The organism is Paenibacillus sp. 1-18 (genome assembly GCF_000520755.1).
Classification (GTDB): Bacteria; Bacillota; Bacilli; order Paenibacillales; family Paenibacillaceae; genus Paenibacillus; species Paenibacillus brasilensis.
This window is the reverse complement of record NZ_ASSB01000080.1, coordinates 1-12183: the sequence shown is the minus strand read 5'-3', so window position 1 is coordinate 12183 and position 12183 is coordinate 1. Positions and strand designations below refer to the sequence as shown.

The 12183-nt window shown below is 42.4% G+C and carries 9 protein-coding genes and 3 pseudogenes; 11 read left to right on the top strand and 1 reads right to left on the bottom strand.

Annotated elements, in window-relative coordinates:
- The 8 genes from L693_RS31105 to L693_RS0105615 form a co-directional block, all read left to right on the top strand.
- A partial coding sequence (locus tag L693_RS31105) for a hypothetical protein (protein ID WP_231503538.1) occupies positions 1-180 on the top strand: 180 nt, incomplete at its 5' end.
- A gap of 559 nt (positions 181-739) precedes the next feature.
- A complete protein-coding gene (locus L693_RS0105645) occupies positions 740-919 on the top strand; it encodes an FDLD family class I lanthipeptide (protein ID WP_025716432.1) in 180 nt (59 codons plus the stop codon).
- 171 nt (positions 920-1090) lie between these two features.
- Positions 1091-1819, top strand: coding sequence for an ABC transporter ATP-binding protein (locus tag L693_RS0105640; protein WP_025716431.1), 729 nt, complete (start codon positions 1091-1093; stop codon positions 1817-1819).
- Positions 1816-2616: an ABC transporter permease gene (locus tag L693_RS0105635; RefSeq protein ID WP_025716430.1), complete on the top strand. Its 801-nt coding sequence runs from the start codon at positions 1816-1818 to the stop codon at positions 2614-2616. Before L693_RS0105640 ends, L693_RS0105635 begins: the two co-directional genes overlap by 4 nt.
- An 11-nt stretch (positions 2617-2627) precedes the next feature.
- On the top strand, positions 2628-3395 hold the full coding sequence (locus tag L693_RS0105630) for an ABC transporter permease (RefSeq protein WP_025716429.1): 768 nt from the start codon (positions 2628-2630) through the stop codon (positions 3393-3395).
- A 36-nt stretch (positions 3396-3431) separates the two neighbouring features.
- Complete coding sequence (locus tag L693_RS0105625; RefSeq protein WP_231503539.1) at positions 3432-6611, top strand: lantibiotic dehydratase; 3180 nt, start codon at positions 3432-3434, stop codon at positions 6609-6611.
- Entirely contained in the window at positions 6608-8488 is a 1881-nt protein-coding gene (locus L693_RS0105620) for an ABC transporter ATP-binding protein (RefSeq protein WP_049825069.1), read from the top strand. The genes L693_RS0105625 and L693_RS0105620 overlap by 4 nt, the downstream gene beginning before the upstream one ends.
- Positions 8485-9867 (top strand): lanthionine synthetase C family protein, encoded by a 1383-nt coding sequence (locus tag L693_RS0105615; RefSeq protein WP_025716426.1) that lies wholly within the window; start codon positions 8485-8487, stop codon positions 9865-9867. Before L693_RS0105620 ends, L693_RS0105615 begins: the two co-directional genes overlap by 4 nt.
- A gap of 126 nt (positions 9868-9993) precedes the next feature.
- Here L693_RS0105615 and L693_RS0105610 read toward each other — a convergent pair whose 3' ends face one another.
- Positions 9994-10998 carry a cellulase family glycosylhydrolase gene (locus L693_RS0105610; protein ID WP_025716425.1) on the bottom strand — a complete coding sequence of 335 codons (1005 nt, stop codon included), beginning with the start codon at positions 10996-10998 and terminating at the stop codon, positions 9994-9996.
- A gap of 165 nt (positions 10999-11163) precedes the next feature.
- On the opposite strand from L693_RS0105610, the pseudogene L693_RS0105605 reads away from it, so the two are divergent.
- The 3 pseudogenes from L693_RS0105605 to L693_RS32055 form a co-directional block, all read left to right on the top strand.
- A pseudogene (locus L693_RS0105605) lies at positions 11164-11400 on the top strand (carbohydrate ABC transporter substrate-binding protein); the annotation flags it as partial.
- Positions 11391-11618: pseudogene (locus L693_RS0105600) on the top strand (sugar ABC transporter permease); the annotation flags it as partial. The pseudogenes L693_RS0105605 and L693_RS0105600, both read left to right, overlap by 10 nt.
- Positions 11618-11916, top strand: a pseudogene (locus tag L693_RS32055) (carbohydrate ABC transporter permease); the annotation flags it as partial. The pseudogenes L693_RS0105600 and L693_RS32055, both read left to right, overlap by 1 nt.
- Positions 11917-12183 lie beyond the last annotated feature (267 nt).

Here is a 12183-nt window from a genome sequence, read left to right as displayed (position 1 = left end):
CACAGGAACTGTCGCACTTGGCTTGACAATCCGTCAAATATTTATAGTGATATAGGTTTAACAATCACAACAGGGAAGAGAATGGGGGGTATGAAATTATTGGATCATTTCTTTTTAGCTTCAAGAAGGAAAGATATATGGAAATCCGTCGGGCCTAATAGAGTGGCCAAACAACCATGATGCGGATCATGACCAGATTGATGTTGCTACCCCGTGGTTCTGAAAAGATGGCTTCATATGATGTACACATAGATCGGGAGATTACATTTTAGGGAGTTGCTATACTGAAGTAGGCAACAGACCAGTGACCAGACAGGCATTATATAATTTTGAGTAAAGGGATGAACGTGAGGTAGAACGTAAACGTATACTGAAGAGATATTATCTCGTATTTTTAAAGGTGGGAATAAAATTACCATATATCGAGATTAATGCATTATAATTATTTTTTATTATGTGGATTTACATATAAAGCAATATATTTACATTTTGCAACATGTGATATTATTACATTTGTAAGAGCGATACTAACCACTGTTAGACGAAGTTTATAATGTCAACTAAGATCATACATAAGATTCCCCATGTAGTCATATATGGCAATATTTCGAATAGGTGACGATCTGATCGAGGTGTTGTTCATATAAATCCTTCTTTTTTATTGGAGAGGGAAAACATTTCGGTGGGTATGAATCTCGCTGAAGGCTGATGGTATATCTAAATGAAGGGGGGGAATGCAATGGCTGAAAACTTATTCGATCTTGATGTTCAAGTAAACAAATCTCAAGGTTCTATTGAGCCTCAATTTACTAGTGTTGCTAGATGCTCCGGCGGATGTGGTGATGATAAAACGGACAATACTAAGTGTGTTGCTACCTGCGGGAAGAATTGTTACACGAATATCGGGGCATTTTGTTAGTAATTAAAATGCCTTTTAAGTACTTATGATTCTTTTATGATAGGTGAATTTAATGAAACACAAGAAGAGGGACGTCTTAATAGTTCCTCTTCTTGTTTGGAAAAGTGTATTCCAAAGTAAAAATGGTCGTGTCAAGCTAATTGTATATTGCTAATGCATGGAGGGGAAGGTATGTCGGACTCTTTACTAGAGGTTAGTAAGGTAACGAAGAGAATGGGAAAGAGAGATTTGTTGGATGGTATTTCTTTTAAGCTTCAAAAAGGAAGGATATATGGATTCATTGGGCCTAATGGAGCGGGTAAAACCACAATGATGCGGATCATGACCGGATTGATGCAACCAACCAGCGGTTCTGTAAAGATAGCTTCATATGATGTACACACAGATCGGGAAAAGGCGCTGTCCAAGGTGGGGGCTATTATTGAATCTCCGGTCTTTTTTGATTATATGACAGGCAGGCAGGTTTTACGCAATTTGTCACGACTTCACTCTGAAATCGCGCCCTCCGATCGGGAGATACATATTGAAGAGTTGCTTACAAAGGTGAGATTAGAAAAACGAGGGAACGACAAGGTGAAAACCTATTCTCTTGGAATGAAGCAAAGACTAGGCATTGCGCAGTCCATGTTAGGTGCTCCTGAACTTCTATTGTTAGATGAACCGTCCAATGGCCTTGACCCCATGGGGATGAGGGAACTGAGAGATATTGTGCTTCATTTGCGTGATTCGGCGAATTATGCCTTTTTTATCTCCAGCCATTTGCTGGATGAATTGCAACAAATGTGTGACGAACTCATTGTAATAAAAGAAGGTAGGCTAGTTTGGCAGGGACCTGCGGAGCAACTGGTAAAGGAAGGCCAACGGTTGGAGGATGCTTTTATGGGATTAATGGGACTATGAAGTTATTGATATACAGCGAGTTCGAACGATTGTGGAAGCGAAAGTGGTTCTGGCTTATGGTTTTGTGCACACCTGTGCTAGCTTATTCGACAGGGTTATATTATTTGCGTACTCGGGATGTTCCAATAGAGGTGCTACACCAAATTTTTATTGTCGCAAGTCTGAAAGAGAATTTGTATTTATTTTGCAACATTCCTGTGGCTGCATTAGCAGCTGCTATGTTTACTGAGGAATTTCGAAGTGGGCGGCTGCGTCTATTATTTATGCGTCGGTTTACTCGCGGTCAGATTTTTTGGAGTAAGCTGCTAGTTTTGAACAGTTCTATCTTGTTTCTTCTCCTTGCATTTGCAATTTCATCGCAGGTGATCGCTGAAATATGGAAGTATTCATATCATTTAAGTGACACGGGCCTATCCGGATTCCAACGACTGCAAGTGCTTGAATACTACGGCTGGGCGCTTGCCTCACTATTAGCTATAAGTTCTTTCTATTGCTTTGTCGCTATGTACAGTAAGAGTGTGACATATGCAATTGGTATTTGTATGGTATACAATTTGGGCTCTTTATTGTTTGATCCGTTGTACTTAAAATTGGCATCCTTTGTTTCTCATATACCATATTTATACGATGTGGCTACATTTATGATCATCCCATATATGCAGCATACTGGCCTGGATAAGTCCTTAATAGGGAATTGGTCTGTGAATGGGGCAATTGCCACTGTCGTTTGTTTATATCTTTTCTTTTTTATTTGGGGCGCATACCGACGCTTTGTAGCCGATGATTATTTGTACTAGGGGGGGGCTTTATGCTAGGAATCTGGAAAAGCGAAATGGAACGGATTTGGAATCGAAAGTCTACTTATTTGTTGTACGTAGCCTATATATTAATAATTGTTGCAACTATATGGAGTCATAAAATAACGGGCACAAAGGTCTTCCGTTTTGGTGAAGGAACGATGGTTGTAAATAATTTAAATCTGCCGTGGCTGATGATGAGTGAAGTTGCTCTATTTCTAACTACAGCGATGCTTCCTATTTTATATGTCGATCAGTTGGGTGGTGATCTTCATTCCGGGGCGTACAGGTTATATGTTATACGGCCGTACCGCCGTTTTCAGTTTTGGCTTGCCAAGTTGCTAGCCTTATCGGTCACAACCATCATTTTTTTAGGGACAAGTTTACTTATAGGTGTGATTGCGGGATGGTGGTTATTCCCGCATAGCTCTACCTTTTTAAAATATGGTTCATCCGTAACCTCTACTTCATCAGATGCCATACCTTACGTACTTGCATTTTACCTCGTGTTAACTATAGTTTGTCTGGCGAAGCTCGTGTTAAGTAGTGTCATATGTTTGTTTATATCACGACCATTATTTTCCTATATAGTTATTATATTCTCATCTGCATTTCTCTTCCAGTTGTTTAGACCGCTCATTATGTTAATGGACCCATTTCGAGAAATATTGCTTGCTCTAAATGTTGACAACTCACTTAAATTTTGGGTGAGTGTAGGTGGGATGATTGTAATATGCGTTATTATTAGTTTTACTCGATGGCAAAAGAAAATTATTTAGAAGTTCTGTTCAGAACGGAGGCCTCATGTGGAAACTATGAAAAGTCTATATAAGACGCTAGACTTCTTTATGTTGCGTACCCCTGTATTGCCTATGGAAGAGTTCTTAAAATGCTTCTCAACCGAGACTGGGGACAATGAGGAGGCTACGGCTGCTGCGATAAATTACCTATCTGAATTGTCCCGTAATCCGGTTATACGTGAAGCTTTGGCAGCCTCAAGTCCCACTTTGCTTGAATCTTTGATACATATGTATAACCCGGATAACCCACGCAAGCAAGGGCAGGTTATTAAAGCATTTGTTCGTTATGTTATAAGAATGCTCACACGTCCTACACCATTTGGATTATTTTCAGGAGTAACCTACGGACAGTTCGGGGAACAATCGCAACTCTGTTTGCAAAGTCCTGAAACATTTCGAAAGCGTGCCAGACCTGACATGGAATGGTTGTTAAAGATGGTGGAGTTAATTGAAAGCCGTCACGAGGTCGTACGACAGCTTAAAATCCAGCGCAATACATTGATCTTTCGTCAGGGAAGCAGGGCTAAAATCCCCTATACGACAAGGCACGGCAGTATGACTAAAGGTGAGGATCAGAGCGTATCTGTACGTGCAACCCAGGTATTTGATTTTGTGATGGATGTAAGTTCAAGTCCTATACCCTATTTTGATTTGGTTCATCATCTCCAGCAGAAATTTAAAGGTGCTGATATAGAAACAATTGAGCGTTATGTATGGGAACTATTTGAGCAAGAGTTTTTGATTTCTGAGATTATTCCTCCCACTACTACCACTGATCCGCTAAATCATATTATGTCTGTTCTGAAACCAGTAACGGGGATAGATGACATAAAAGAGAAGCTGATTCAAATTGCAGCTGATATTCATGAATATAACCAGCTCCCTATAGGCCAGGGCGAGGACTTGCTGGAGCAATTAAGACAAAGTATGGACAGCATGTTCGATGTGAAATCAAGTCTCCAAATTGATCTTTCTCTTGAAGATCGTAGAATTACACTGCCTCAGTCTATTCGCAAGGATGTAGAGCATATGGCTGAATTACTAACGAGGATTTCCTGTTATAGGAATAAGGCTTTGGACGATTTTGGTACAGAATTTCTTGAAAAGTATGGTCCATATCGAGAAGTTCCAATATTGGAGCTATTAGATGAAGACATGGGACTAGGTGCCCCGATAGGCTACAATCATCCTCCGAGTCGTCGTGGACAAATACGGAATATATTACCAACCAAGTCGAGAGCGCACTACGAAAGGCTTCTGTTTCGATGGTTTGTAGAGTGCATACGTGAAGGGAAAAATGAAGTTGTACTTACAGATGCTATGATCGACGAAATCGCAAAGGAAGAGGGTCAAGAGGGATGGATCGCATCACCGTCTATGGAATTGATTGTACAGTTTGCAGCTGCGAATCAAAGAGCTGTTGATCGTGGGGAGTATACGATTATTTTAGGCCCTAATCAGGGATCTGATGGAGCGGGGAAAATGTTTGGTAGATTTATGGATCTACTAGGTGAGCCCTTCGCAGATATGTTTTCTATAATCCAATCGGAAGAGCAGCAGTTGCAGCCTGAAAAGTTATTGGCCGAAATATCCTATCTGCCTAGTGCGGGGAGAATGGCTAATGTGGTATTAACGAGACATAGCCGGCCATATGAAATAGCGATAGGAACCAATCATGTATTGCCGGAGGATCGACAAATTCATGTTTCAGACCTCGTTGTGGGGATGAGAGATGATCGGTTCTATTTGAAGTCTTTGAGTCGCAATCGCGAGGTTATTGTCAAAGCGGGACATATGCTCAACCCGGAAGTCACCCCCAATATATACCGTTTTCTCCTCGAGGTTAGCCAGAGTGGTTACCAACAATGGTCGCCTATGGATTGGGGGCTCGCGGCAAAGTCTCCATTCACGCCACGTCTAAGATATGAGCATATGATTCTCCATCCAGCGACATGGAGAATAGCAAATGATGAGATAGCTAGTCAGCCCAAGGAAATTGAGATTATTGAAGAGTCTATTCGCCAATTCCAAATGAAATGGAATGTACCGCGTTATGTATATATGATTGAATCGGATAATCGTATATTGCTAGATATGGATCATCCGCTGCACATTGAACAAATTTGCAGAGATATTCAGTCTAAAGGCACAGTCACATTAATTGAGCACATAGGTAAAGTCAAAGAGACGCCAGTTTCCCGTAGCGATGGCCATTTAGCGGCCGAATTTGTGTTTCCGCTTGTACGAAATCAGGCTGTTGATGCTCACCATTTCGGGGAAGAAATCGCTGCCAGCCTAAATGTAGAGCATAAGAAATTAAGTGAAGGCTCTATAAAAGTAACCCGTTTCCATCTGCCTGGAGGTTCTTGGTTTTATGGAAAACTATATGGGATGAACACTCGACAGGATGAGTTTGTAGGGAAATACTGGAATGAATTTGTGCGGAAATATCGGCAGAGTGGAGAGGTCCTTCAGGGATATTTTATCCGGTATGCTGATCCTGATAAGCATCTTCGTATCAGGTTTGAATTATCGAAGGATTGTAAGGTGCAGATGTTTCTTTCCATTTTCCATGAATGGACAGAAATGCTAGTAGATGAGGGGCTGGTATCTAGAGTTGTCATCGATACGTACGAGCCTGAATTTGAACGTTACGGCGGAATGAAGCTTATGGCATGGGCAGAGAGAGTATTTTCTTCTGATAGTGAAGTGGTAGCAGGACTCATACAGGTTATCAGATTTACCCAAACTTCGTTGTCGCAGGAGATTATAGCAATATTAAGTGTTATTAACCTTCTATATCAGTTTGGATACTGCTCAGAGGATGCCTATTCGTTATTAAATCGTCACTTTGACGTTAAGGAGTATCTGAAAGATTTTCGCAAGGAAAGGAAGTTCTTTTTACAATGGATGACATCACACCTGGGAATTCCAACTTCTTTCCAGTCCACTCGGGACTCTATAGAGAGTATCTTCAAGCTGAGAAAAGAGGCAGTGGCGCAATATATTCAACTGCTCAATGAGCAGGAGGGGAAGGGCGAGATCACTAATACTAAAGAAGATATTGTGTATAGTGTAATCCATATGCATTTAAATCGGTTGTTGGGTTTAGACAGGGAACGAGAACGTAAGGTGATGATTATGAGCAGGCATGCTTTAGATAGCTTGGTTAAATATCGGGGGAGTCACCAATGACTCGTATGAAAAGTAATATAAATCCTAGGATTTCATCTATAATAGGTGCCATACATCAGGGTTTAAAGCTATTTGCGTTGGTATTTAGTATGAATAAGTTTTATATGGTTTCCAGCGTTTTTTTGCATATTATCCAAGGTCTGATGCCTGTTTTGACACTGATGGTTATGCAAAATTTGCTTAATAGTATTGTTTCTTCCGGCAGTGGGGACATTCGATTGATTTTGTTACAGTTTGGCTTATTTATAGTCATTTACGTACTGAAGAGTGCAGTTACGATGAGTCAAACTTATGTGGAAGGCACGCTCGAAGCGGTGCTGTCCAAATCATTAAATATAATGATCGGGGAAAAATCAAGTTCATTAGGATTAGCTGACTATGAGAATTCAGAAATTAATGACCAATTAAAGCGTGCATCCCAAGAAGCCTCTTACCGACCGTACCAGTTGTATACCCAAATGACAGGTATTTTATCTAGTTTGGTAACTATGCTTTCTTCTGCAACATTACTTTTTTTGTGGAAATGGTGGGTAGTCGTTGTTCTGTTTTTGATCTCATTAGTGTCTGTATATTCTATCCTTAAACTAAATAAAGAACAGTTTGAAATCTTTATGAATCGGACCCCATTATATCGGCAGTCATGGTACATGACCTTTCTGTTAACTAACGACCGTGCGGTCAAGGAAGTCAAAATCTTTAATATGAGTACTTACTTGCTTAAAAGATATAAGGAATTGTTGCAACGGTTTTTTGTGGAAGATCGGCGAATATTAAGCAAGCGGGTCACTATTACCTTTATGTACAGTCTGCTGGAACTTGCTGTGTTGTTGGGAGTGGTGTGGTTAGCCATTAGAGAAACTTTTGAGAAAAAAATATTAATAGGTAGCCTATATGGCTATATTCAAGCAATTATGCTGACGCAAAATCAGATGCAGGCTTTAATTCAGGGGATGGTCCAATTTTCACAAAATAATTTGTATATGGAACAGCTGTTTTTATTTCTGCAGCTACCCACATCAGACCCAGTCCGCCGTCAAAAAGAACAGGCGACGTTAATTAGCATGGACGACAGCAAGGAATTTTGTATGGAGCAAATATCATTAGAAGACGTTTCATTTACTTACTCGGGTCAGACCGTCCCCTCAATCCGAAATATTAATTTAACTATGAGTAGAGGCCAGACAATAGCTATAGTAGGAAAAAACGGCTCAGGAAAATCAACGCTCATAAAGGTGTTGATGCAGCTCTACAACGATTATGAAGGAAGTATCAAAATTAATGGACGTTCTGTTCGCGATTACGATTTGCAGCGGGTTCAGGATAAAATTGGCGTTGTGTTCCAAGATTTCATGCACTATGAAATGTCAGCACGTCATAACATCGGTTTTGGATCGATAGAGCGTATGGAGCAGGATGAGGAGCTCATTTATGCAGCACAATGCGCAGCTATAGACCAGATTATAACCAAGCTTCCGCAGGGATTGGATACTCAGCTCGGAAAGTGGTTTGAGGATGGTTACCAGTTATCGGGGGGACAGTGGCAACGAGTGGCAATAGCACGGGCCTTCTTGCGGAAGGCCGATATGTATATTTTGGATGAGCCGAGTTCCTTTCTAGATCCAGTGGCAGAAAGGGATCTGCTAGCCCTGTTTCTTGAATTAATGAAGGATAGTATTGGTATTTTTATTACTCATCGAATTTCATCAGCACGTCTGGCGCAAAAAATAGTCGTTATGGATAACGGTGAGATTGTAGAGCAGGGGACCCATAAAGAGTTGATGCTACTGGGTGGATTATATGCAGAAATGTATAACATTCAGGCCAATACGTTCAGCGAAGAGAATTTGGTCGAGGCTGGAGGGGGAGTTCCGGGATGACAGTTACCTCATACAAATGCAGTAATTGGATACCAATTGAGGGAACCATGAAGGATAAAATATCCGCAGTTTTGCAGGAGATTGCCGAGCGCTACAAGGATCCGAATCAGGTGCGTTCATGGATGCAAAAGGTTCCTCCAATAGAGGTCGATGGAAAGAAGATAGAGCGTTGGTCAGATGAAACTTTAGCTAGTGGATTCACAGGTATATGTTTATTCATGGGTGAGTTGGATCGGCTATACCCCAATGATGGTTGGGATATTATAGGACATCAATATCTAGAACAGATTCAAATGTTTGTGGAGCGGCAGGGCATCCATAATGTTTCCCTATATAGTGGATTAGCAGGAATTTTACTGGGGGTTTATGCCTTGTCTAGAAATGGAACACGTTACCAAGGTATGCTGGATTCCCTTGCCTCTTGGTATGAAGAGATTGTTTCGCATAAACTGACTCTCTATCGAAAAGAGTGGCAAAACGGACGGCTGCAAATGAGTCAATATGACACAATATCAGGCCTTGCGGGAATTGGACGTATCACTATGCTGTTTCTGAACCGTCCCGGTATGCACTCGATATGGGAGCAGACCATTGAGTTGTTCCAGATTATGTGCGGCGAGAAAAATACGAGTGCTTACACAGTACCTGCTTGGCATATTTCTCCGGAATATCAGTTTCAGGAGGGTGAAAAACTACAATATCCTCAAGGCAATTTTAATTTAGGACTTTCACACGGCGTTGCAGGCCCACTAGCTTTCCTGAGTCTGTCTGCTCTTTACGGAGCCAACGCCATCCTATTGAAAAATGATATTCATAGCTTGGCTGAATTTATAAACCATTGGCGTTATGATGGAAAGGAAGGCATAATTTGGCCCGGCCGGATTTCTTTTGAAGATTGGGTGGGTGATCAATTATTGAATGATTGTACAGAGCGTTATCGTGATTCCTGGTGCTACGGTGTACCGGGTATTGCACGTTCTATCTGGTTGGCAGGACAAGCTGCTCACAATGAAGAATGGATTGAATTGGGACTCTCCGCCTATTTAGATATAGAGAAACGACTATATCGAAAAGGAGGATTGTCTTCTGCCACATTGTGTCATGGTATCGGTGGGTTATTACACCTTGTTCAACGTATGTACTCAGATACAGGACACGAGAGGTTAGGCATCATGCGGGATAAGTTACTGCAAGATGTACTGAATATGTCTGATTCTAATTCGTTGTTTGGCTTTTACGACCATACTTTGTTGGAGGATAGACTTGAAGAAGTGAATGAGGCAGGTTTCCTGAATGGAAGTGCTGGGGTGGCTCTGGTGCTGGCTTCCTTAATTGGAGACAAAAGTCCAGATTGGGATGTTGCTCTTCTGATCCGCTGAGATATACTACGGTTTTCACGTAGTCTGAATATCATAAAAGTAAAAAAGATCCAATCGACCGTTTGAGGGTCGGCAGGATCTTTTTTTATCACGGATTTCCTCCCAGAACTCGACCGGAACTCGACCTCAGTAGACGGAAGCCGTCTTTGAAGTATTCTTGATGCCGTTGGCATCGTTGAGCACGGTGTTACCCCATGCCGTCGGCGTTTTCCAATCGCTGCTGTTCACGAGATTAAGCCACGCGTTTTCGCTGTTGTTGCCGGTCCATGACCAGGCCAGATAGCCGATGCCTTTGGCTTGGGACTGTTTCATGACCACATAAGGATTCATGGTGGTGCCCAAATTGTTGTTGCCATTGTTGTAGTTGTAGCCAAATTCACCTACGATTACTGCCAGCCCCTTGTCTTTGATGGCTTGCAGCTCAGAGCCGATTTTGCTGGAGTCGTTATAGTTGGCATACATATGGACGGAAAATAGAAGGTTATGGTTGGGATCATGCTGTAGCAGCTCTACCCCGTGGGCCTTGATCGGGGAAGCGTATTGTCCCCAGCCGGAGCCGTCGATCACAATCGTATTCGGCAAGCCTGCGTTGCGCAGAGTGGTAATCGCAGTTTTGTAGGCGTCCCGCCATGCGGCATCCGAGAGGTTGTGATCGCCCCATTCATTGGCTATATTCACGAGGACATACTTCTGGTTATCGGCCAGTATTTTTTTAACGGCAGGCTTAGCAAAATATCGAGCCATGTCGTTCAGACGATTGGCATCGTTGATGCCGGTAACATCGTGCAGTTCAACCACGCAAATGAGCTTGAGCTGTTTTGCGCGTTCAATGATTTCTCCCAGTCTTTGCGCCGATCCATTGGTTTGCCACACAATGCGAACGGTGTTGGACTTCGTCGCAGCGATCGCATCCAGTGCCTGATAGGCTTGCACATCAAACCAGATATGAGGGTTGTTTACCCCGCGCATCACAAAGGTATTCCCGTTAGCATCCTTCAAATGGGTTCCGCTTACATAAAATCCTGTGGAAGCAAACGATGTACCCCCATTCCATAACCCTACGCTGGAATAAAGCAGAAACATGATAGCAAAGATGAATGTTTTTTTTCTATAAAACCTCCAATTCCTCACGAACCAACCGCCTCCTCCTCTATAGTCCAGTTAATCCTATGTTGAAAATGGCTACATATGACACCTATTGTGCTGAAATACGGTGTGTCGTTTCTTTTCGATAAGGGACGGGTATTAATTGTCTAGTCCCGCATAGATTGGCATAGGGGAAAAGGAGGTATGAGCATGTGGAAATGGGGTCAAAGACTGTCCGTATTGGCATCAATCCTTCTGCTTGCCATTCTTGTAAGCGCGTACAATAAGGGCGATGCTTCAGGCAAGGTACAAATTGAGTTTTTCCAAAACAAGCCGGAGGCCAAGGGCTCCTTCGATAAGCTGATCGCTCAATTCAATCAGGAGCATCCCGGTATTGAAGTGACACAGGTAAACCCGCCCGAGGCAGAGACGGTGCTATACTGGCGATGAAAAATTCCCTCATGGTGTTCGATCAGATCGTGGCCTTAACAAATGGAGGACCAGGCCGGGCAACCCAGTCCATTTCTCACCTGATTTACACCGGAGGTTTTAGAGGCGGAGAATTTGCTTATCAGTCGGCTAACCCTGTCATTTACTTTATTGTGATCGCGATGATTTCCATCTTGCAGCTGCGATTCCTCCAGAGAAGGGAGATGGATAACTAATGAAAACGAGCCGACGTACCAACTGGCCTGTAATGCTTCTTGTGACACTGGGGACGATATTTATTCTGTTCCCCCTTTATATGACGGTAACCATTGCGCTTAAAAATCCCGAGCAGATGGCGCATTCTGCCTTTGCCTTTTCGACCGAGCTGCATGGGAAAATTTTAGTCGTGCTGTGGAAATGACTAATTTTTTCAGCGCTTTTCAGAACAGTGTGATGGTCACGACATCGACGGTCATACTGACTTTGCTGACCAATTCAATGGTCGCTTATGCGATTGCCCGCAATATGCAGAAGGCTCCGTGAAGTAATTTATTTTTTGTAAAATTCTACTGTACAAAAAAAGAAGCCTGTAAATCTCAAAAATGCAGATTTACAGGCTTCTAAAAATTGAGTTCAGTGTCAGGGGATGAACACTCTCCACGCAAAACGATATCGACGGATAGCTTACGGATATACTTGCGCTTAATCAGCCAGCCGCACGAGCGTTCTGCCCTGCGAGCGAGCCGCAAGGATGTCCTCCAGCGCGCTTGGCAGCTCAGCCAACCCGATTTCGCGCTCAAC